The organism is Azorhizobium sp. AG788 (assembly GCF_004364705.1).
Classification (GTDB): domain Bacteria; phylum Pseudomonadota; class Alphaproteobacteria; order Rhizobiales; family Xanthobacteraceae; genus Azorhizobium; species Azorhizobium caulinodans.
Genome location: NZ_SOBM01000001.1, coordinates 183,740 through 205,961, shown reverse-complemented (window position 1 = coordinate 205,961; position 22,222 = coordinate 183,740). Strand labels below are relative to the sequence as shown.

General features: G+C 68.0%; 18 protein-coding genes and 1 riboswitch. Of the genes, 8 read left to right on the top strand and 10 right to left on the bottom strand.

The window, feature by feature from the left end; all coding sequences use genetic code 11:
* Positions 1–2: 2 nt before the first annotated feature.
* The 5 genes from DFO45_RS00960 to zapE form a co-directional block, all read right to left on the bottom strand.
* Complete coding sequence (locus DFO45_RS00960) at positions 3–2,960, bottom strand: 2-oxoglutarate dehydrogenase E1 component (RefSeq protein ID WP_012172533.1); 2,958 nt, start codon at positions 2,958–2,960, stop codon at positions 3–5.
* A 350-nt stretch (positions 2,961–3,310) separates the two neighbouring features.
* Positions 3,311–4,195 (bottom strand): succinate--CoA ligase subunit alpha, encoded by an 885-nt coding sequence (gene sucD, locus DFO45_RS00955; RefSeq protein ID WP_043879654.1) that lies wholly within the window; start codon positions 4,193–4,195, stop codon positions 3,311–3,313.
* Complete coding sequence (gene sucC, locus DFO45_RS00950) at positions 4,195–5,397, bottom strand: ADP-forming succinate--CoA ligase subunit beta (protein ID WP_012172535.1); 1,203 nt, start codon at positions 5,395–5,397, stop codon at positions 4,195–4,197. Before sucC ends, sucD begins: the two co-directional genes overlap by 1 nt.
* A 133-nt stretch (positions 5,398–5,530) precedes the next feature.
* On the bottom strand, positions 5,531–6,496 hold the full coding sequence (gene mdh / locus DFO45_RS00945) for a malate dehydrogenase (RefSeq protein ID WP_012172536.1): 966 nt from the start codon (positions 6,494–6,496) through the stop codon (positions 5,531–5,533).
* 133 nt (positions 6,497–6,629) lie between these two features.
* Positions 6,630–7,817: a cell division protein ZapE gene (gene zapE / locus DFO45_RS00940; protein WP_133863407.1), complete on the bottom strand. Its 1,188-nt coding sequence runs from the start codon at positions 7,815–7,817 to the stop codon at positions 6,630–6,632.
* Positions 7,818–8,230: 413 nt separating this feature from the next.
* On the opposite strand from zapE, the gene DFO45_RS00935 reads away from it, so the two are divergent.
* Entirely contained in the window at positions 8,231–8,545 is a 315-nt protein-coding gene (locus tag DFO45_RS00935; RefSeq protein WP_043879656.1) for a hypothetical protein, read from the top strand.
* A 217-nt stretch (positions 8,546–8,762) separates the two neighbouring features.
* The gene (locus tag DFO45_RS00930) at positions 8,763–11,003 is read left to right on the top strand and encodes an FUSC family protein (protein ID WP_133863406.1); all 2,241 of its coding nucleotides are present in this window, start codon (positions 8,763–8,765) and stop codon (positions 11,001–11,003) included.
* Positions 11,004–11,009: 6 nt separating this feature from the next.
* Here DFO45_RS00930 and DFO45_RS00925 read toward each other — a convergent pair whose 3' ends face one another.
* Positions 11,010–12,134, bottom strand: a complete 1,125-nt coding sequence (locus DFO45_RS00925) for a 2'-deoxycytidine 5'-triphosphate deaminase (RefSeq protein ID WP_012172540.1) — start codon at positions 12,132–12,134, stop codon at positions 11,010–11,012.
* 57 nt (positions 12,135–12,191) lie between these two features.
* A riboswitch (SAM riboswitch) is annotated at positions 12,192–12,271 on the top strand.
* A gap of 52 nt (positions 12,272–12,323) precedes the next feature.
* Here DFO45_RS00925 and DFO45_RS00920 point away from each other — a divergent pair.
* The 5 genes from DFO45_RS00920 (at position 12,324) to DFO45_RS00900 (ending at position 17,551) form a co-directional block, all read left to right on the top strand.
* On the top strand, positions 12,324–13,526 hold the full coding sequence (locus tag DFO45_RS00920) for an O-succinylhomoserine sulfhydrylase (RefSeq protein ID WP_012172541.1): 1,203 nt from the start codon (positions 12,324–12,326) through the stop codon (positions 13,524–13,526).
* Between the two features lie 120 nt (positions 13,527–13,646).
* Positions 13,647–14,132: a TRAP transporter small permease subunit gene (locus tag DFO45_RS00915; protein ID WP_133863405.1), complete on the top strand. Its 486-nt coding sequence runs from the start codon at positions 13,647–13,649 to the stop codon at positions 14,130–14,132.
* Positions 14,129–15,577, top strand: coding sequence for a TRAP transporter large permease subunit (locus DFO45_RS00910; protein WP_133863404.1), 1,449 nt, complete (start codon positions 14,129–14,131; stop codon positions 15,575–15,577). Before DFO45_RS00915 ends, DFO45_RS00910 begins: the two co-directional genes overlap by 4 nt.
* Positions 15,578–15,648: 71 nt before the next feature.
* A complete protein-coding gene (gene apaG / locus DFO45_RS00905) occupies positions 15,649–16,041 on the top strand; it encodes a Co2+/Mg2+ efflux protein ApaG (protein ID WP_133863403.1) in 393 nt (130 codons plus the stop codon).
* 13 nt (positions 16,042–16,054) lie between these two features.
* Positions 16,055–17,551: a TrkH family potassium uptake protein gene (locus DFO45_RS00900; RefSeq protein WP_133863402.1), complete on the top strand. Its 1,497-nt coding sequence runs from the start codon at positions 16,055–16,057 to the stop codon at positions 17,549–17,551.
* A 41-nt stretch (positions 17,552–17,592) separates the two neighbouring features.
* Here the strand turns inward: DFO45_RS00900 and DFO45_RS00895 are convergent, their stop codons facing one another.
* From DFO45_RS00895 to DFO45_RS00885, 3 genes are all read right to left on the bottom strand, one after another.
* Complete coding sequence (locus DFO45_RS00895; RefSeq protein WP_133863401.1) at positions 17,593–18,579, bottom strand: Hsp33 family molecular chaperone; 987 nt, start codon at positions 18,577–18,579, stop codon at positions 17,593–17,595.
* Between the two features lie 121 nt (positions 18,580–18,700).
* Positions 18,701–19,630, bottom strand: coding sequence for an ornithine carbamoyltransferase (gene argF, locus DFO45_RS00890; RefSeq protein WP_133863400.1), 930 nt, complete (start codon positions 19,628–19,630; stop codon positions 18,701–18,703).
* Positions 19,627–20,835, bottom strand: coding sequence for an aspartate aminotransferase family protein (locus DFO45_RS00885; RefSeq protein ID WP_012172548.1), 1,209 nt, complete (start codon positions 20,833–20,835; stop codon positions 19,627–19,629). The genes argF and DFO45_RS00885 overlap by 4 nt, the downstream gene beginning before the upstream one ends.
* A 341-nt stretch (positions 20,836–21,176) precedes the next feature.
* Here DFO45_RS00885 and DFO45_RS00880 point away from each other — a divergent pair, with 341 nt between their 5' ends.
* Positions 21,177–21,704 (top strand): GcrA family cell cycle regulator, encoded by a 528-nt coding sequence (locus tag DFO45_RS00880; protein ID WP_012172549.1) that lies wholly within the window; start codon positions 21,177–21,179, stop codon positions 21,702–21,704.
* A gap of 103 nt (positions 21,705–21,807) precedes the next feature.
* On the opposite strand, the gene DFO45_RS00875 is transcribed toward DFO45_RS00880, so the two are convergent.
* Complete coding sequence (locus DFO45_RS00875; protein WP_012172550.1) at positions 21,808–22,116, bottom strand: hypothetical protein; 309 nt, start codon at positions 22,114–22,116, stop codon at positions 21,808–21,810.
* Positions 22,117–22,222 lie beyond the last annotated feature (106 nt).

The window sequence follows — 22,222 nt, the reverse complement described above, 5'->3', positions numbered from 1 at the left end:
CCTCAGCCGAGGGCTTCTTCGAGGAAGGCCTTGAGCTGGGCGAGATGCTTGGACATCAGGCCGGTGGCGGTGGCGGCGGACGCCGGACGGCCGGCGTAACGCGGACGCTTGGACGCGCCGCCCACCTGCTCCAGCACCCACTCCAGGTAAGGCTGCACGAAAGCCCAGGAGCCCTGGTTCTTCGGCTCTTCCTGGCACCACACCACTTCCGCGTTCTTGAAGCGGCCCAGCTCCTGCACGAGGGTCTTGAGCGGGAACGGGAACAGCTGTTCCACGCGCATCAGGTACACGTCGTTGGTGCCGCGCTTCTCGCGCTCCTCCAGCAGGTCGTAATAGACCTTGCCCGAGCACAGCACGACGCGACGGATCTTGTCGTCCGCCACGAGCTGCAGGCCCGCCGCATCCGGATGGGACTGGGCATCGTCCCACAGCACGCGGTGGAAGGTGGTGCCGGTCACGAACTCGTCGAGACGCGAAACCGCCTTCTTGTGGCGCAGCAGGGACTTGGGCGTCATCAGAATGAGCGGCTTGCGGAAGTCGCGCTTAATCTGGCGGCGCAGGATGTGGAAGTAGTTCGCCGGGGTCGTGCAGTTGGCCACCTGCATGTTGTCCTCGGCGCAGAGCTGCAGATAGCGCTCGAGGCGGGCGGAGGAGTGCTCCGGACCCTGGCCCTCATAGCCGTGCGGCAGCAGGCAGACGAGGCCGGACATGCGCAGCCACTTGCGCTCGCCCGAGGAGATGAACTGGTCAAACACGACCTGCGCGCCGTTGGCGAAGTCGCCGAACTGGGCTTCCCACAGCACGAGCGCGTTCGGCTCGGACAGGGAGTAGCCATACTCGAAGCCGAGCACCGCCTCTTCCGAGAGCATCGAGTTGATGACCTCGTACTTGGCCTGGTTGTCGGTCAGGTGGTTGAAGGGCTTGTAGCGGCCTTCGGTTTCCTGATCCGTCAGCACGGAGTGGCGCTGCGAGAAGGTGCCGCGCTCCACGTCCTGGCCGGACAGGCGGACCGGATGGCCCTCCTCCAGCAGCGAGCAGAAGGCCAGCGCCTCGCCGGTCGCCCAGTCGATGCCGGCGCCGTCGTCGAGCACCGCCTTGCGGCGGTTGTCGAGGAAGCGCTGGATGGTGCGGTGGGGCGTGAAGCCTTCCGGCACCTTGGTGATCTTGTCGGCGATGGCCTTGAGCGCATCTTCCGCCACGCCGGTGTCGCCGCGGCGCGGATCGTCATCCTCGTGGCTCGCCTTCAGGCCCGACCAGCGGCCGTCCAGCCAGTCGGCCTTGTTGGGCTTGTAGTGCTGGCCGGCCTCGTACTCGCCTTCCAGGCGGTTGCGCCACTCGGCGCGCATCTGGTCGAGCTCGCCGGCGGCGATCACGCCTTCGGCTTCCAGCTTCTTGCCGTACAGTTCCAGCGTCGTGGGATGCTGGCGGATCACCTTGTACATGTGCGGCTGGGTGAACGACGGCTCGTCGCCCTCGTTATGGCCGAAGCGGCGATAGCAGAAGATGTCGATGACCACCGGCTTGTGGAAGCGCTGGCGGAACTCGATGGCCACCTTGGCGCAGAAGGTCACCGCTTCCGGATCGTCGCCATTCACGTGGAAGATCGGCGCCTCGATCATCTTCGCCACATCCGACGGATAGGGCGAGGAGCGCGAGTAGCGCGGATTGGTGGTGAAGCCGATCTGGTTGTTGATGATGACGTGGAGCGAACCACCCGTGCGGTGGCCCTTGAGGCCCGAGAGGCCGAGGCACTCGGCCACCACGCCCTGGCCCGCGAAGGCCGCGTCACCGTGGATCAGCAGCGGCAGCACCGCCACGCGGTCGGTGTCGTGCATCTGGTCCTGCTTGGCGCGGGCCTTGCCCAGCACCACCGGATCGACGATTTCCAGATGCGACGGGTTGGCGGTCAGCGACACGTGCACCCGGTTGCCGTCGAACTCGCGGTCCGACGAGGCGCCGAGGTGGTACTTCACGTCGCCCGAGCCTTCCACGTCGTCGGGGGCCCAGGAGCCGCCCTTGAATTCGTGGAACAGCGCGCGGTGGGCCTTGCCCATCACCTGCGTGAGCACGTTCAGGCGGCCGCGGTGAGCCATGCCGAACACGATGTCGCGCACGCCGAGATTGCCGCCGCGCTTGATGATCTGCTCCAGCGCCGGGATCAGCGCCTCGCCGCCGTCCAGGCCGAAGCGCTTGGTGCCGGTGTACTTCACGTCGAGGAACTTCTCGAAGCCCTCGGCCTCCACCAGCTTGTTCAGGATGGCGCGCTTGCCTTCGCGGGTGAAGGACACTTCCTTGTCCACGCCCTCGATGCGCTCCTGGATCCACGCCTTCTCCTCCGGGGAGGAGATGTGCATGAACTCGACGCCGATGGTCTGGCAGTAGGTGCGGCGCAGGATCGTCACCATCTCGCGGACGGTGGCGAACTCAAGGCCCAGCACGTTGTCGATGAAGATCTTGCGGTCGAGATCGCTCTCGTAGAAGCCGTAGGAGGCCGGATCGAGCTCGGGCGCCTCGCGCGGCGGGGTGAGCTTCAGGGGATCGAGATCGGCCTGGAGATGGCCGCGCATGCGGTAGGCGCGGATCATCATGAGCGCCTTCACGCTGTCGCGCGTGGCCTGCTGCACCTCGGTGGCGGAGAATTCGACGCCCGCCTTCTGGGCCTTCTCCTTGACCTTGTCGGTGACCTTCTTCTCCACCTCGATCCAGTTGCCGTCGAGGGCGGAGACCAGCTCGCCATTGGCGTGGAGCGGCCAGTTGGGCTTCTTCCAGGAGGCACCGCGGGCGTTCTGCTTGACCTGCTCCGGGTCTTCCTTCAGCGCGGCGAAGAAGCTCTGCCACTGCGCATCGACCGAATTCGGATCGGCCTCATACTGGGCATAGAGATCTTCTATCCACTGAGCATTACCTCCGTACAGGAAGGAGGTAGCGAGAAATTGGTCGTTTTGGTCCGCGCGCGACATGGGCCTAAATCCCGGATGGCCTTCGGAGCTTAGCCGGTTTCGGCGCGCCGGGCGCGTTCAAAACCAAGCTCCAAGCCGTTGACAGCCACACCATGGAAGCGCGCCGGCAATCCCGCCGCACTCCCGCAAATTGCCTTGCTCCAGATGGAGCGGAGAGAAATCCGGCCGCTACATAAGATGCTTGGCGGCATGGGGGAAGCTCCCTTCCCCCGCCAACCCCGGCATTTCACGCACGGCGGACCTGCGCTCCGCGTACTGCTGGAGGCTTTCCCCAGCGTGGCACGCGGTGACACTCGTCCAATGCAAAGACGGCAACCCGATGGTCTCCCGCCGGATTGCCGTCCTTTTCATCAGCCCTTCAGCACTTCCACCAGGGTCTTGCCGAGGCGCGCCGGGGAGGGAGAGACCCGGATGCCGGCCTCTTCCATGGCGGCGATCTTGTCTTCCGCGCCGCCCTTGCCGCCGGAGATGATCGCGCCGGCATGGCCCATGCGGCGGCCGGGAGGCGCCGTGCGGCCGGCGATGAAGCCGACCATCGGCTTCTTGCGGCCGCGCTTGGCCTCGTCCTTGAGGAACTGCGCCGCATCCTCTTCGGCCGAGCCGCCGATCTCGCCGATCATGACGATCGACTCGGTCTTGGGATCGGCAAGGAACAGCTCGAGCACGTCGATGAACTCGGTGCCCTTCACCGGGTCGCCGCCGATGCCGACCGCCGAGGTCTGGCCGAGGCCTTCCTGCGAGGTCTGGAACACCGCTTCATAGGTCAGCGTGCCGGAGCGCGACACGATGCCGACCGAGCCGGTCTTGAAGATGTTGGCCGGCATGATGCCGATCTTCGACTGGCCGGCGGTCACCACGCCCGGGCAGTTCGGGCCGATGAGGCGCGACTTGGAGCCGGAGAGGGCGCGCTTCACCTTCACCATGTCGAGCACCGGGATGCCCTCGGTGATGCAGACGATGAGCGGGATCTCCGCGTCGATGGCTTCCAGGATCGCGTCGGCGGCGCCCGGAGGCGGCACGTAGATCACGGAGGCGTCGGCGCCGGTCTTCTCGCGGGCCTCGATCACGGTGTCGAACACCGGCAGGCCGAGGTGGGTGGAGCCGCCCTTGCCGGGCGAGGTGCCGCCGACGACCTTGGTGCCGTAGGCGATGGCCTGCTCGGAGTGGAACGTGCCGTTCTTGCCCGTGAAGCCCTGGGTGATGACCTTGGTATTGGCGTCAATAAGCACGGACATCACGCAGCTTCCTTCTTCACGGCCGCGACGATCTTCTGCGCCGCATCGTCCAGGTCATCGGCAGGGATCACGTTCAGGCCGCTGTCGCGGATGATCTGCTTGCCCTGCTCCACGTTGGTGCCTTCGAGGCGCACCACCAGCGGAACCTTGAGGCCGACGGCGGTCACCGCGGCGAGCACGCCGCGCGCGATCACGTCGCACTTCATGATGCCGCCGAAGATGTTCACCAGGATGCCCTTCACGTTCGGGTCCGAGGTGATGATCTTGAAGGCCGCCGTCACCTTCTCCTCGCTGGCGCCGCCGCCCACGTCGAGGAAGTTGGCCGGGCTCTCGCCATAGAGCTTGATGATGTCGAGGGTCGCCATCGCGAGGCCCGCGCCGTTCACCATGCAGCCGATCGTGCCGTCGAGCGCGATGTAGGCGAGGTCATACTTGGAGGCTTCGATCTCCTTGGCGTCCTCTTCCGTCTCGTCGCGCAGGGCGAGCAGGTCCGGATGGCGGAACAGCGCGTTGGAATCGAAGGTCACCTTGGCGTCCAGCACCTTCAGCTTGGCATCCTTGGTGACGATGAGCGGATTGATCTCCAGCATCGCCATGTCGGTGTCGGTGAAGGCGGTGTAGAGCACCTCGGTCAGCTTGCCCGCCTGCTTGGCGAGGTCGCCGGAGAGGCCGAGCGCATCGGCCACCTTGCGGCCGTGGAAAGCCTGGATGCCGGAGGCCGGGTCCACCGAGAAGGAGACGATCTTCTCAGGGGTGGAGTGCGCCACTTCCTCGATGTCCATGCCGCCTTCGGTGGAGACCACGAAGGAGACGCGCGAGGTGGAGCGGTCCACGAGGAGCGAGAGGTAGAACTCGGTCTCGATGTCGGAACCTTCCTCGATGTAGAGGCGGTTCACCTGCTTGCCGGCCGGGCCGGTCTGCACGGTCACGAGCGTGTTGCCGAGCATCTGCTCGACGAAGGTCTTCACCTCTTCCACCGACCGGGCCAGCCGCACGCCGCCCTTGTCGCCGGCTTCCGGCTCCTTGAACTTGCCCTTGCCGCGGCCACCGGCATGGATCTGCGACTTCACGACCCAGAGCGGGCCGCCCAACTCACGCGCGGCCGCCTCGGCCTCGCCCACCGCCAAGACCGGCACGCCGCGAGACACGGGCGCACCGTAGGTCTTCAGCAGGGCCTTCGCCTGATACTCATGGATATTCATGGGGCTCCGTCCCAAGAGTTTCGGACCGTCCCGCCCTCATGACGAAGGCGATCCGCTCCGGTTGGACTATTGCCGCCGGGTCCCCCCGCCGGCACGAAAACGGCGACCCGGAGGGCCGCCGCGGATGGCAGTGTCACCGAACGAGGTCCGGCGCGATCTTGGCACAGGCGTCCACCAGTCCTTGGACCGAGGCCACCGATTGTTCGAATTGCGCGCGCTCGGCGCGGTCGAGTTCGAGCTCGACGATGCGCTCCACGCCCCGCGCGCCGATCACCGCCGGCACGCCCACGTAAAGGTCGCGGAAGCCGTACTCGCCCGACAGGGGGGCCGCCACCGGCAGCACACGCTTCTTGTCCTTGAGATAGCTCTCCGCCATGACGATGGCCGAGGCCGCCGGCGCATAGAAGGCCGAGCCGCTCTTGAGCAGTTCGACGATCTCGGCCCCGCCGTTGCGGGTGCGCGTGACGATCGCCTCGATGCGGTCCGTGCTGGTCCAGCCGATGCGGATGAGGTCGGGAACGGGGATGCCCGCGACGGTGCAATAGCGCATCAGCGGCACCATCGTGTCGCCGTGCCCGCCGAGCACCATCGCGGTCACGTCTTCCACCGAGACGTTGAACTCGTCCGCCAGGAAATAGCGCAGGCGCGCGCTGTCGAGCACGCCGGCCATGCCGACCACCTTGTGACGCGGCAGGCCGGAGGCCTTCTGGAGCGCCCACACCATGGCATCGAGCGGATTGGTGACGCAGATCACGAAAGCATCGGGCGCATATTTCGCGATGCCCGCGCCCGCCTGCTCCATGACCTTGAGATTGACCGCCAGCAGATCGTCGCGGCTCATGCCGGGCTTGCGCGGCACGCCGGCGGTGACGATCACCACATCCGCGCCCGCGATCTGCTCATAGGCGCCGGTGCCGGCGAAGGCGGCGTCGAAGCCGGCCACGGGGCTCAGCTCCGCGAGGTCGAGCGCCTTGCCCTGGGGGACGCCTTCCACCAGGTCGAACAGCACGACGTCCCCGAGTTCCTTCAGGCCTGCCAGCAATGCAAGCGTGCCGCCGATCTGGCCGGCGCCGATCAGGGCAATCTTGCTGCGCGCCATGAACAGGAAACCTCGGGCAACAGAGGATACGGCCTTAGGCCGAGCGGGGCTTGACTACTCCCATCCGCACAAGGGTTCAAGACGCCGCATCTACCCCTTTAGGCGCCCAACCACGGTTTCGGCAGACCGAGGGTCAGGTTTCCACCAATCCGGTAGCATCTCCGCTCGCAATGGAGTCGCCCCGCCCGTGCGGCTGCGCGAGATAGTCGCTGGAGCGCATCTCGTGCAGGCGCGAAACCGTGCGGGCGAACTCGAACCCTTCCGTTCCGTCAGCCCCCACATAAAGCCCCTCCGGCTCGGCGTCCGCCGAGGCGACCAGCTTCACGTTGTTGTCGTAGAGGGCGTCGATCAGCGTGATGAAGCGCTTGGCCTCGTTCCGCTTCTCCGGATTGAGCACGGGAATGTGTTCCACCACAAGGGTGTGGAAGGTGTGCGCCAGCCGCAAATAGTCGGACGCACCGAGCGGATGCTCGCACAGGTCCGCGAAGGTGAAGCGGGCCGCCCCGCCGCCGGCACGGGGCACCGCGAGGGTGCGGCCCTTCATGTGCAGTTCGTAGGGCGCGCCGCCGTCGGGACCGGCCAGGTGCAGCCAGGCCGCCTCCACCGCCGCGTCCGCCTCCGGTCCCAGCGGGGCATGCCAGACCTTGATGCCGTCCAGCTTCTCCATCCGGTAGTCCGTGGAGGCGTCCAGCGCCAGCACGTCCGTCTTCTGGATGATCATGTCGATGAAGGGCAGGAACAGCGCCCGGTTGAGGCCTCCGGCATAGAGGTCCTTCGGCGCCACGTTGGAGGTCGCCACCAGCACGACGCCGGCCGGGAAGAGGTGCTGGAACAGGCGGCCGAGGATCATGGCGTCCGCGATGTCGGTGACGTGAAACTCGTCGAAGCACAGCACCTTCGCCTCGGCGGCGATGGAGGCGGCCACCGGCACGATCGGATCGCCGGTCTTGCGCTCGCCCTTCTTCTGGCCCTCGCGCTCCTTGTAAATGCGGTCATGCACGTCGGCCATGAACTCGTGGAAGTGCGAGCGGCGGCGGGCGACGAAGCTGATGCTCTCGAAGAACAGGTCCATGAGCATGGTCTTGCCGCGCCCGACCCGGCCATAAATGTAGAGGCCCTTGGGCGGCGCGGTGACGGTGCGCCGGTGGAACAGCCAGCCGAGCGCCGAACCCTTGCGGGCGAGCGAACTGTCCTTCAGGGCCTGTTCAAGACGGGCGAGCGCATCCACCACAGCCGCCTGGGCGGCGTCCTCGCGGATCTCCCCGGCGGCCACCATGGCCTTGTAACGGGTGGCAATGCGGGTGCCGCTCTCGATGCCCATGGAACCTCCGGCCTCCGCGCGCCGGCCTGAGGCCCCGGCTTTCGCCCGGTTGGCGCGCGTCTTGGTGCTGATGTGCCCGGACGGGCAGGCAGGTGGGCCGTCTCGCAGGGTTGGCCGTGACGGATACACCCGGCAGGCGGGGGCCCGCCTGCGGGATCAGCCTCTAGACGCCCGGCCCGGCTCCCGCAAGCGCAAGCCCTACCGATCCGGCCCGGCGCATGAAACCAAACCGCGGCGACCGCGTTTCCTGATTGTAAAATCACGCGGCGGTGCAACCGGGAGAAGCCGGAACCGCCGCATACGGGCCCGGAACGGCCCGCGTTGCGCCGCAGGGCGGCCCGAGCGCCGCCGCGGTCATCGGCTTCACTTCACCAGCCCTTGGGGGGCGGGCTCAAGAGCGAAAGGAACAGTCCATGAAGACCACGCTTCTGCGCACCGCCGCTTTCTCTCTCGCCCTCGCCACCGGCGCCGCCGGCCTCGCCAGCACCGCATCGGCGGATGACAGCATCAACGCCGTGAACGACAGCATGGTCCAGCAGCGGCAGATGGACTATCTGAGCCGCCACGGCGGCTATGTCCTGATCCAGGACCAGAATTCCATGGCCGTGGGCGGCCGCAACGGCACGATGGTTCTGCCGGCCAACCGCACCTATACGCCCACCAACGTCTATGTGGTGACGCCGGGCTACCAGAGCGTGCCGAGCAGCACCTATTACGCCCCCTACTGAGGCGCTGCGGCGCCACGGCCCTGAGGGCTGACGGTCATCAACATGCCCCCGGTGTGGATACCGCACGCCGGGGGCATTTTTGTCCGAATGCTGCCAGCATTCCTTCACTACCCTCGGCCATCGTGACCCGGATGCGCGCGGCCGCCTGCCGCAGCTCTGGACATTCAGATGCCGCCGTGGCCCAAGTTCGGTCAGGCGTTCAAACCGGGTGCGGGACGTGAAATTCAGGCCGTCGGTCGAGAACATCTCCGGTCACCAGCCGCTGCTCCACCGCCTGCGCGCGTGGCTCGACGACCATGACCCCGGCGGCATCGACCGCATCCGCACCCTGCATCTCTGCCTCTCCTATGTGGTGGTGATCCTGCTCGGGCTCGCCACCTCGCGCGCCTTCGACCTCCAGCTCGACGTGATCTTTCCGATGGTGGCGGCGATGACCGCCTCGGTGCTGATCACGTTCACGCCAGCCGCCTCCATTGCCATCGAGGCGCGCACGTTCGCGCGGCTGTTCGCGGTCAACTTCAGCCTGCTTGCGCTGGTGGCGCTGATCGGGCCGGGCGACCACGAGATCAACGGGCTGATCCTGAAGCTGCTGCTGATCCCGCTGTCGTTCCTCGCCATGTACCTGCGCCGCTATGGCATGGACGGGCAGCGCCTCGGCATCTCCATCATCATCATGGCCACCGTCGCCGCCATCCTGCGGCCCACCCATACGGAGGGGCTCTGGCTGCTGCTGGCGGCGCTGGAGGGCGGCATCGTCACCGCCCTCATCCGCCTCTCGCCGTTCCGGCCCAGCGCCATGCAGGCCTATAACGATGCGGTGGTGGATGCCGTGCGCGGCGTCGGCGACTATCTGCGCCAGTTCGCCGAGGCGATCCGCAGCGGGCAGGACGTGCCCCGTCCCGCCGACACCATGCTCAACCGCCTGCGCGTGCGGGTGCGCGTCGCGCTCCTGACCGCCACGGCCGAGGACCCGGACGCCCGCGCCTGGGTGGAGGCGGTGCGCACCCATGTCTATCGCCTGCGCATCGCCACGCAACTGCTGCACGACTGCATCCCCCCCGTGCGCCGACCCGACGGCCAGCCGGACGGCTGGGAGCCCTCCGTCGCCTCGGTGGCGGAAGAGGTGGCCCGCCATCTGGACCGCATCGGCGAGCAGCCGGTGGGCGGGGATGCGCGGCTCAACGCCAGCCTGTCCCGCATGCGGCAGGCGGCCATGGCGGCTGATCTGCACGTGAAGGTGCAACTCACCCTGCTGCGCGCGATCACCGCCTTCGAGCGTCTCGCCCTCCTCGTGGGCGGGCTGGAGCGCTTTCATCTCGAACGGCCGGTGCAGGAGAATGTCGCCACCTTCGTCGCGCCCCAGAGCGTGCGGGCGCAGGCCCCGGTCGCACAGGCCCAAGGTGCCGGGCGGGCCATCCGCGTGGGCATCCAGGCGGTGGTCGCCACCAGCATCACCACCAGCCTCGACCTGCTCATCGGTCTCGACCACGCCTATTGGGCGACCATGACGGTCATGTTCGTGCTCGGGAACAGCCTCGGCGAGACGGTGCTGCGCGTGCGCTACCGCACCTGGGGCACGCTGCTCGGCGTCGTCATCGGCATTCTCGCCGTCTATCTCATGAGCAACGGCATCTGGTTCCTCGCCGCCATCTGCCTTGTCGGTCAAATGGTCGGGCTGCTGACCATGCGCGACCGCTATGACATCGCCTCCGCCGCCACGGGCCTCTCGGTGGTGGTGGGGCTCCATCTCGTCACCGGCCTCACCGCCGAGGGCATGAGTTCGCGCATCTACGAGACAGCCATCGGCGCGGCCGTGGCGCTCGCCATCTCCTATCTGGTGCTGCCCATCTACGGCAGCGACGAGGTGCTCAATCAGGTGAAGGCGGTCGTCACCCGCTGCCGTGCGGCCTTCGCCGGATGGTGGCCGCGCGGCGAGAAGGGGGATTCGGTGAGCATCCTCGCCTGGGAAATGCGCCCGGTGATGGAGCAACTGCCCCAGCTCGATGCGGAATCCGCGCTCGGCTATCGCACGGCCGGCGACGTGGTGAACCTCGTCTCGACCCTCGACGTGCTCACCACCTATCTCGCCCTGCTGGAAGATGCCGCCCAGCGGCTCTCGGCCCTGTCGCCGCCGGAGGAACTGGTGAACGTGCTGGAAGCGGCGCGCTCGCGCACCCTCCAGGGCTTCGACCTGGCGCTTGGCACGGCGGCGCCCGCCGTCTCCACCACCGCCGCCCCGCAGCTCGAGGCCGCGCTCCAGGCGGCGCTGGGCAATCTCACGGACGACACGTCCCGCCGGCTGCTGCCCTTCGTGGCGGACTATCTCGCCTTCTCCGACGCCATCCTCCAGCCGCTGGGCGACCTCCAGAGCGTGCTGGACCGGCGCGTCGCCTCCCCCACGCCTTCCACCGAGGCCGAACCGGCCAAGGCGGAACGGCCGGAGACCGCGGAGAGCTGAGCCGCCTCAGGCGAAGGGGCGGAAGTGCTTGGAGAGCTTCAGGCCCTGCCCCTGATAATTGGAGCCGAGCGCCTCGCCATAAAGATGGTCCGGCCGCGCCGCCATCCGCTCATAGACCAGGCGGCCGACGGTCTGGCCATGTTCAAGGATGAAGGGCACCTCGCGCGAGCGCACTTCCAGCACCGCCCGCGCCCCGCTGCCGCCCGCGGCCGGATGGCCGAAGCCGGGATCGAAGAAGCCCGCGTAATGCACGCGGAACTCGCCCACCAGCGGATCGAAGGGCACCATCTCCGCCGCATGCTCCGGCGGCACCTGAACCGCCTCGCGGGAGGCGAGGATGTAGAAGGCGTCCGGATCAAGCACGAGCGAAGAATGGCCGCGCGCGCGGATGGGCTCCCAGAAGTCCTCCACGTCGAGCGCCGCGCGCTTGTCCACGTCCACGACGCCGGTGTGCTTCTTGGCCCGGAAGCCGAGGATGCCGTTCCACGCAGCGCCGGCGAGATCGACGCCGAGCGCGATGCCGCCACCGGCGACGTCCGGCGCGTCGGAATCCACCAGGCGCTGCTCCTGCTGGAGGTTCAGCAGCTCGAGATCGGAGAGTCGCGCTACCCCGCGCCGGAAGCGCACCTGTGACAGACGCGACCCGGTGCGCACGAGGATGGGGAAGGTGCGCGGCGCGATTTCCAGATACAGCGGGCCGGCATAGCCCATGGGGATGGCATCGAAGGCCCGTGCCCCGTCCGCGATGACGCGGGTGAAGACATCGAGCCGGCCGGTGGAGCTTTTCGGATTGGTGGACGCCGCCACGTCGATGGGCAGGCGGAGCCGTTCGAAAAGAGGAACGAGATAGACGCCCCCCGTCTCCAGCACCGCACCGTCCGAAAGGTCGAGCTTGTGCAGCACAAGCTCCGACAGGCGGTCCTTCACCGTATTGCCGGCGCCGGGGAGGAAGCTGGCGCGGATGCGCCAGGCCGTGCGACCGAGACGCAGGTCCAGGCTCGCCGGCTGGATCTGGTCGTCATCGAGCGCGCGCCGCGTGGAGATGCCGCCGCTTTCCACAAGCGCCGCAATGGCCTGCGCCGGGAGAATGCCTGCTTTATACTGTTCGCCCACGCGCGGCTCCGCTTCCATCTATCGTTCGTTTTAACGGACGCTCGGCTTGACGCCAAGCGGCCCACGGCGTTAACTGCCCCGGCTCGTGGAGAATTTGAGCCGGCCGGCTTGCTGCCACGTTAAACAGATCGCTAAAAGGCCGGGGACGTGGCAGGCGCGCATCGTGCCTGCATCCACGGGTCCCGGCCTCACCTGAAGGCTTGAACCGTGGCATCGAAGTTCGTCCCCCCGGATCCGTCAACCCTGCATCCCGAAACCCTGCTCGTGCACGGCGGCACCACCCGCTCGCCCTATGGCGAGACGTCGGAGGCGCTCTACCTGACGCAGGGCTTCGTCTATGACAATGCCGAAGCCTGCGAGGCCCGCTTCAAGGGCGAGGACCCCGGCTTCGTTTATTCCCGTTACGGCAATCCCACCACCGCCATGTTCGAGGAGCGCATGGCGCTGCTCGACGGCGCCGAGGCGGCCCGCGCCACTGCCTCCGGCATGGCGGCGGTGAACGCCTCCCTGCTCTGCCAGCTCAAGGCCGGCGATCATGTGGTGGCCGCCCGCGCGCTGTTCGGCTCCTGCCGCTGGATCCTGGAAGACTTCCTGCCCCGCTACGGCGTCGAGACGACGCTGGTGAACGGCACGGACCTCGACGCCTGGAAGGCGGCGGCGCGGCCCAACACCAAGATCTTCTTCCTCGAAAGCCCCACCAACCCGACGCTCGAAATCATCGACGTGAAGGCGGTGGCGGACATCGCCCACGCCCAGGGCGCTCTGCTCATCGTGGACAATGTGTTCGCGACCCCCCTGCTCCAGAAGCCCTTCGAGCTGGGCGCGGATGTCGTGGTCTATTCGGCCACCAAGCATATCGACGGGCAGGGCCGTTGCCTCGGCGGCGTGGTGCTGTCCTCGCAGCAGTTCGTGACCGACCACCTGCAGACCTTCCTGCGCCAGACCGGCCCCTCGATCTCGCCCTTCAATGCCTGGGTGCTGCTGAAGGGCCTCGAGACGCTGGGCCTGCGCGTGGAGCGCGCCCAGTCCTCCGCCGCGACGCTGGCGGATGCGCTGGCTGCCGAGCCGAAGGTGGAGAAGGTGCTCTATCCCTTCCGCGCCGACCATCCGCAGGCAGCCCTCGCCCGCCGGCAGATGACCGGCGGCGGCACGCTCGTCACCTTCGTGGTGGGCGGCGGCAAGGAGGGTGCCTTCCGCTTCGCCAATGCGCTGAAGGTGATCCGGATCTCCAACAATCTGGGAGACTCCAAGAGCCTGCTCACCCATCCGGCCACCACCACCCACCAGCGCTTCACCCCCGAGGCGCGGGCGGAAATGGGCATTTCGGACGGCCTCGTGCGCCTTTCCGTGGGCCTTGAGCATCCGGACGATCTCGTCTCGGATATCGTGCAGGCGCTGAAAGCCGTCTGAGGCGGATTTGGACGGGGCCCTGCCTCTGCCCCGCTTCGTCTGACGCTGGGAGAATCTGGACAGCCCGCCGCCGCCCGCTACCTTTGCCGCAAGCCCGGATCAACGGGCAGGAGGCGAGGGATGGAACGGCTGGCGGGCTTGACCTCCGCAGGCATCGGCGCGGCACTTGCGGGCGGGCGCTGGCTCATCCTGCCCATCGCCCTCCTCCTCTTCCTGCAATGGCCCTTGCGCGAGGTGGTGCACGCCTATTCGCGCGAGGCCAACGACCTCGGCCAGTGGCTGTTCGGCCTCTATGTGGCGGTCGCCGTCACCGCCGCGACGCGGGCGAGAGCGCACCTTGCCAGCGACATCTTCGCCCATCGCTACGGCCCGCGCACACGGGCGCGGCTCGCCCGCATCGGCGCCGCCATCGGACTGCTGCCCTGGTCCCTCTGGCTGCTGGGCGCGGGATGGGACATGGCGTGGCGTTCGACCCTCAGTCTCGAAGCCTTTCCCGAGACCTATAATCCCGGCTTCTTTCTCGTGAAGCTCGCCATGTGGCTGCTGGGGCTGCTGGCCTTCGCGCAGGCGCTCCTCGACATCGCGCGTCCGGAGCGGGCGGCATGAGCGCCTTCGGCCTCGTCCTCCTCCTGATGATCGGCGTGGGCAGCGTCTTCACCGGGCTGCCCAATGTGGTGGTGCTGCTCGCCACCGCCGTCTTCGGCGTTCTGGTGGGCCTCTTCACCGGCGTCATCACGCCGAACCTCTTGCCCGCACTGCCGACCCGCATCATCGACCTGATGAGCAGTGACCTGTTGCAGGCGCTGCCCTTGTTCGTCTTCCTCGGCACGCTGCTCAACCGCCTGCCGGTCGCCTCCGCCCTCTTCCGCACCGGGCTTGCGCTGCTGCCGCGCTCCTCCGCCAGCGCGCCGGTGACGGGCATCGGCATCGGCGTGCTGCTGGGGCCGATGAACGGGTCGGTCGGCGCCTCCGCCATGGCGCTCACCCGCACCATTGCGCCAGGCATGGCGGCCAACCGCGTGCCGCTCGCCACCATTCAGGCGGTGACGGCGGTGGCGGCGACCCTGGGCGTCGTGGTGCCGCCTTCGCTCGTGCTGATCCTGCTGGGCGATGCCATGCTGAACGCCCACACGGTGGCGCTCAACGCCTCGGGCCGGATCGCGCAGGTGGTGAATACGCAGGATGTGTTTCGGGGCGCGCTGCTGCCCGCCGGCCTCTTCGTGGCCGGCAGCATCCTCGTCACCGTGCTGACCCAGCGCCGTCAGAGCACGGCGCCGGCCGAGCGCCCGCCGCTGAGCCTGCCGGATGCGCTCATCTCGCTGCTGGCTCTGCCCTTCGTGGGCGGCCTCCTGGTCAGCGTGGCGCTCGGCTATGTCTATCCGGTGGAGGCAGCGGCCTGCGGTGCGGTGGTGCTCTTCCTCGCCGGCCTCCTGTCCGGCCACGTCTCGCGGGCGACCATCGGGCCGCTGCTCGACGAGACGCTGCGCATGACGGGCGCCCTCTTCGCCTTGCTGGCGGCGGCGACGACGCTGACCCTCGTCTTCCGCCTCTTCGGCACAGACAAGCTGATCGCCACCGCCATCCAGTCGGTCCCCGGCGGCCCCGGTGCGGCAACAGCGGCTGCGCTTCTGGTGGTGGCCGCCTCGGCTCTGGTGCTCGATGCCTTCGAGATCATCTTCGTCATCGTGCCGCTGATCGCCCCGCCTTTGCTGATGCGGGTGGATGACGCGGCCTGGGTGGCGGTGCTCATCCTGCTCACCTTGCAGATGAGCTTCCTCCTGCCGCCGCTCGGCTATGCGCTGGTGGTGACGCGGGACCGGCTGAAGGGCGATGCCCCCATGCCCGCCATGCTGCGCGCTCTTGCCCCATATCTCGGCGCACTGGCGCTGGTGCTCGGCACCGTCTTCCTCGTTCCGGCGCTGACGCACCCCCGCCTGCTGCTGGCCGGCCCACCCCCGCCCGCCGCGCCGCTTCCGGCCGGCGCCGGGGACCGGAAGCTGGAGGACATGGTGCCCCTGCCGCCGGAACCCGCCGCTCCGGCCTTGAACTGAGGGGCGGGACCGCCCATCCTGACCGCGCAGCCGGCAGAGGTGCGCCGTGCGAAGGGGGAGGACGCGCGATCATGTACCGCGCCACGACGCGCAAGATCCAGGTGACAGCCACGCCCCGCTATGTGGCGGAACGGTCGGAGCCGGATCAGGGCCGCCATTTCTGGGCCTATACGATCGAGGTGGTGAACCTCGGCAAGGTCAGCGTGCAGCTCAAGTCCCGGCATTGGGTCATCACCGATGCCCACGGGCATGTGGAAGAGGTGCATGGCGCGGGCGTCGTGGGCGAGGAGCCGGTGCTGCCGCCGGGCGGGCGCTTCGAATATACCAGCGGCGTGCCCCTCTCGACCCCCACCGGCATCATGTCGGGCCATTACGACATGCTCGCCGAGACGGGCGAGACCTTCTCGGTGGAGGTGCCGGCCTTCTCGCTGGACGTGCCCCACATGCCCCGCATCCTGAACTGACGACCTTATCGCCATGAGCCTTGCCAATGCCGCGCGGGTGCAGAGGGGCTCCACCCCGGCGCTCGACCTGCGGCCGCTTGCCGCCACCATCGGCACGCTGCTCGCCATCCTCGGCGCCAGCATGGTGCTGCCCGCCCTCGCCGATCTCAGGGCCGGCGTCGCGGGGGAGAGCGCCTTCGTGGGTTCCGCCGCCGTCACTATCTTCGTCGGCGTGCTGATGATCGTGTCGGGCCGCTCCGCCGGCCCCATGCGGCTCGATCTGCGGCAGGCCTTCCTGCTGACCACCTCGGTCTGGGTGGTGCTTGCCCTATTCGCGGCCCTGCCGCTCGCCTGGGGTCCGAGCGGCCTCTCGCCGGTGAAGGCGCTGTTCGAGAGCATGTCCGGCCTCACCACCACGGGCGCCAGCGTCATGAGCGGGCTCGATGCCATGGCGCCGGGCGTGCTCTTGTGGCGGAACATGCTGCACTGGTTCGGCGGCATCGGCATCGTGGTCATCGCCATCGCCGTGCTGCCGGCACTGAGCATCGGCGGCATGCAGCTCTTCCGCACCGAATCCTCCGACCGCTCGGAGAAATTCCTCCCCCGCGCCGGCTCCGTCGCCAAGGGGCTGCTCGCCGCCTATGGGGTGCTCACCCTGCTGTGCGCCATCGGCTACGGGCTCGCCGGCATGCGCCCCTTCGATGCCGTGACGCTCGCCATGTCCACGGTGTCGAGCGGCGGCTTCGCCAATTCGGATTCCTCGCTGGCCGTCTTCGCCAATCCAGCGGTGGACTATGTGGCCATCGTCTTCATGCTGGCGGCGGCCCTGCCCTTCCCGCTCTATGTGCGGGCCTTCTCGGGCGACGTGCGCAAGCTGTTCCGCAATCCGGAAGTGCGCCTGTTTCTGGGGCTCGTCGCCGTCTTCACGGTGGCGTCCTTCCTGCAGCAGACCTTTCAGGGCATCGCCAGCGGCGAGCCGGCGCTGCGCGGGGCGCTGTTCACGGTGGCCTCGCTCATGTCCACCACCGGCTTCATGGCCGTGGACTATACGAACTGGGGCCCGCTCTCGGACGCCATCTTCTTCATCGCCATGTTCCTCGGCGGCTGCACCGGCTCCACCTCCGGCGGCCTCAAGTCGCTGCGCATCCTCATCGCGCTCAAAGCCGTGCGCCAGCATCTCAAGCGCATCTCCTACCGCAACGGCCAGTTCCCCATCCGCTATGGCGGCGCGCCGGTCTCCGACGACGTGGTGGCCTCGGTGCTCGGCTTCATCTTCCTTTATGTGGCGAGCTTCATCGTGGTCAGCGTCATCCTGAGCATGCTCGGGCTCGATCTGCGCACCGCGCTTTCCGCCGCCATCGCCTGCCTCGCCAACGTGGGGCCGGGCCTCGGGCCGCTGGTGGGGCCGGCCTCCAACTACGGCGGGCTGAGCGAGCCGGCCATTGCGGTGCTGACGCTCGCCATGCTGCTGGGGCGGCTCGAAATCGTCACCGTGCTGGTGCTGGTGGTGCCGCGCTTCTGGTGGCGGTGACGATATGCGGATGACGGGCGCGGCGCGCCCGTCATCGGTCTTCAGGAATCCAGCTGGTCGAACACTTCTTCCGCCGCGAACCCATAGGTGCGACCGCAGAATTCGCAGGTGACGGTGATGCGCCCGTCGTCCTGCACCATCTCCTTCTGCTCTTCGCGGGTGAAGCTCTTCAGCACGCCCGCCACCCGCTCGCGCGAGCAGGAGCACTGGGCCTTCAGCAGTTGCGGCTCGAACACCCGCACCCCGCGCTCGTGGAAGAGGCGGAACAGCAGGCGGTCGCTGGTCAGCGTCTTGTCCACCAGTTCCACATCCTCGATGGTGCCGGCGAGTGCCTGCGCCTCGGCCCAGGCCTCGTCGTCATCCACCTGATGGAGTTCGGTGCCCTCCGGCGCATCGCCCGGATGGAAGTCCGCCTGCGCCGCGCGGCCGGCCTCGGCCGGCAGGAACTGCGCGAGCAGCCCGCCCGCCCGCCAGGAGGAGCCGCCGCCCGCCTGCAATTCCTCGCCCACGGCGAGACGCACGCGGGTCGGGATCTGCTCGGACTGGCGGAAATATTCGTGCGCCGCCTCTTCCAGCCCCTCGCCCGTGAGCGCCACCACGCCCTGATAGCGATTGACCGACAGGCCCTGATCGATGGTCATGGCCAGATGCCCCTTGCCGAGCAGCGCGGCCGGGCTCGCGGCATTGGCCAGCACCGCCGCCTCCACCGCCTCGCGGTCGAAGCGGGCATAGGCGCGGATCTTGTCGGGGGTCACGAAATCCACCACCAGCATGTCCACGGGACCGTCGGTGTGGGTCTGGAGAATGAAGCGGCCCTCGAACTTCAGGGACGAGCCGAGCAGGGTCGCCAGCACCACCGCCTCGCCGATCAGCCGCTTCACCGCCGCCGGATAGGTGTGATGGGCCAGCACGCCGTCGAGCACGCTGCCGAGGCGCACCACGCGGCCGCGCACGTCGAGCGTCTCCACCTGGAACGGCGTCACGCAGTCATCCGCATCGAGGCGGGGCTGCTTTTCCTCTTCAGCCATCGGGACTCCAAATCATGACAACGGCCCCGGTCATGGACCGGGGCCGCAAGGATTGCGCTCTTTGCACCCGTCCGTCCACTGGGCCTTACAGGCCCCATGCGGGGCCGGCCAAGCGACGGGATCAGGCGCTTGCCTTCTCCAGGCACCAGGCGAGGATGCCCTTCTGGGCGTGCAGACGGTTCTCCGCCTCGTCGAACACCACCGACTGCGGGCCGTCCATCACCTCGTCCGTCACCTCCTCGCCGCGATGGGCGGGCAGGCAATGCATGAATATGGCGTCGGGCGCGGCGCGCGCCATGAGCTTGGCGTTCACCTGATAGGGCTTCAAGAGGTTGTGACGGCGCTCGGCCTCCTTGTCGCCCATGGAGACCCAGGTGTCGGTGATGACGCAATCGACGCCTTCCACCGCCTCTTCCGGATCCCGCATGAAGCGGACCTTGGCCTGCGTGCGCTTGACGAACTCCTTCAGCGCCTGACGCGGAGACAGCTCCTTGGGCGTCGCGACATTGATGGAGAAGTCGAACTGCGCCGCCGCATGGACCCACGAGGCGAGCACGTTGTTGGCGTCGCCGGTCCAGGCCACGCTGCGGCCCTGGATGTTGCCCTTGTGCTCCTCGAAGGTGAGCACGTCGGCCATCACCTGACAGGGATGGGACACGCGGGTGAGGCCGTTGATGACCGGCACGGTGGCGAATTTCGCCAGTTCCAGCAGGTCCTCATGGCTCAGGATGCGGATCATGATCGCATCCACGAAGCGCGACAGCACGCGGGCGGTGTCGGCGATGCTCTCGCCCCGCCCGAGCTGCATTTCCGCGCCCGTGAGCATGATGGTCTCGCCGCCGAGCTGGCGCATGGCCAGATCGAACGACACGCGCGTGCGGGTCGAGGGCTTGTCGAAGACCATGGCGAGCGACTTGCCCGCCAGCGGCTTCTCCTCGGTTCCCGCCTTGCGCTTGGCCTTCAGCTGCTTGGAGAGCTCCAGCACCCCGCGCAGGTCCACTGCCTCCAGATCCGTCAGATCCAGAAAGTGACGCACACCATTCCCGCTCATTCGGCGGCCCCCTTCACCGGCGCGGCTGCAAGCCCGTCCTCGATCCGCCGGCAAGCCGCCTCGATCTTTTCCGCCGCAAGCTTCACTTCTTCCTCGCTGACCACCAGAGGCGGCAGGAGGCGCACAACATTGTCGCCGGCGCCGGGGGCCAGCAGGCCCTCCTCGCGCAGCGCCACCACGAGATCGCCCGCCGGCACATTGGCGCGCAGGCCGAGCAGCAGGCCCTGGCCGCGCACCTCGGCGATGACGCCGGGATGGCGGTCCTTCACGCCGGCCAGAAGCTGCGTGAAGCGCAGGCTGATCTGGTTCACATGCTCCAGGAAGGACGGCTCCAGAACCTTGTCCAGCACCGCATTGCCCACCGCCATGGCGAGCGGGTTGCCGCCATAGGTGGAGCCGTGGGTGCCCAGCGTCATGCCCTTGGCCGCTTCTTCCGTGGCGAGGCAGGCGCCCATGGGGAAGCCGCCGCCGATGCCCTTGGCGACCGACATGATGTCCGGCGTGACGCCCGCCCATTCGTGGGCGAACAGCTTGCCGGTGCGCCCGACGCCGCTCTGCACCTCGTCCAGCACCAGCAGCAGGCCGTGCTCGTCGCACAGCGCCCGCAGGGCGGCGAGGAAGCCGGACGGCGGCACGCGCACGCCGCCCTCGCCCTGGATGGGCTCCAGCAGGATGCCGGCGGTGGCGGGGCCGATGGCCGCCTTCACCGCCTCCAGATCGCCGAAGGGCACATGGTCGAAGCCCGGCAGTTCGGGGCCGAAGCCTTCGAGATACTTGGCATTGCCGCCGGCGGCGATGGTCGCGAGCGTGCGGCCGTGGAAGGCGCCCTCGAAGGCGATGAGGCGGTTCCGCTCGGGATGGCCGGAGACATACTGGTATTTGCGCGCCATCTTGATGGCGCACTCCAGCGCTTCCGCACCGGAATTGGTGAAGAAGACCGTATCGGCGAAGGTCGCCTGCGTCAGGCGCTCGGCCAGCCGCTCGCCGCCGGCGATGCGGAACAGGTTCGAGGTGTGCCAGAGCTTGCCCGCCTGCTCGGTCAGGGCCTGCGCCAGATAGGGATTGGCGTGACCCAGCACATTGACCGCGATGCCGGCGGTGAAGTCGAGATAACGTCGCCCGTCCGTCGTCACGAGCCAGCAGCCCTCTCCCCGCTCGAATTCCAGGTTGATGCGTGCATAGGTCGGCAGAACGGGGGATATCACGGGAACCCCTCCTCACGAGGGTTGAGCGCCGGAGTGGCGCAGGGACAAACGGAAAAAGGCCGCCCAAGCGGGGCAGCCCGACGTGGGTGATTCTAGCTATCGCCCACGCGGGGTCAACATACCTAGCTTGGTTAACGTTTTCGCAACGACTTGGGGAAAACAGCCGGCTGCGTGATTCTGACTCTTCGCGACCCAGCCCCCATATTGTAGTTTCCCACTCGCCGCCTACGAGATGTCGTGCGGCACCGTTCCCAAGTGGCGTCGGCTCCCCAGTCCTGCGCGCGGACAGCGCGTCGCAGGAAGCGGCCGGGGATTCGATGAGGCAGCCAAGGAGGCGAGCGATGAGCTGGAACGACGAGCGCGTCGAACTCTTGAAAAAGCTCTGGAGCGAAGGACTGTCGGCCAGCCAGATCGCGGCTGAACTCGGCGGGATCACGCGTAATGCCGTGATCGGCAAGGTTCACCGTCTCGGCCTGTCGGGCCGGGCAAAGGCTCCGGCCGTCGCGGCCCGTCCGCGCAAGGCCGCCCGTCCCGAGGCGCCCGCACCGCGCCCCCAGGCCCCGACCCGTCCGGCGACCATCGGCAACACCGCCCTCGCCCCGGCCTTCGAGGAACTGGTGGAGACCGCTCCGGCGCCCGCGCCGGAGGCTCAGCCCTCCGCCAACATCGTGCCGATGGGCCAGCGCTGCACGATCATGAATCTCACGGAAGCCACCTGCCGCTGGCCGGTGGGCGAACCGGGGACGGACGCCTTCTATTTCTGCGGCGGACGCAGCCTTCCCGGGATGCCCTACTGCACCACCCATGCCCGGATGGCCTACCAGCCGGTCCAGGATCGCCGGCGGGACCGCCGGGTGGCCCGTCTCTGATCTGTCCTGACCCAGCCCCGCTCCGGCGGGGCTTCGGTTTTCAGGGGCCTTATGACCGTCGAAGACGATGCCCGGCGCGGATGACACGCCGGGCGCGCATCCGTCAGCGCCGGTCCCGCGTCGGATCGTAGCAGGTATAGCCCACGAAGCACTGCGGATTGTCGCGGGTCGGCACCCAGGCCGGGTTGGTCTGCTGGTCCATGGGGCAATAGGCCCCGCTCACCACATAGCGGTCGTAAACCAGCTGAGATGTGGCGAGCACCACGGCACCCTGCTGGCGCACCATGCCGGTGGCCTGCGCACAGCTCATCTTGCGGCTGTCCGGCAGCCCCTGCGCAAGCGCCGCCCCGGAGGCGACGACGGCACCGGCCAGCAGAACCGGCGCCAGAACAGCGCGCGACCAGTTGTTCATGATCCTTAACTCCCGCAGCCGCGTTCGGCGCGGCCCCTTGTGGCGTTCGCCACCGTCTCCGGCGACCGCTCCAACATAGGCTCAGCCGCGGCCTGCTGCCAGCGGG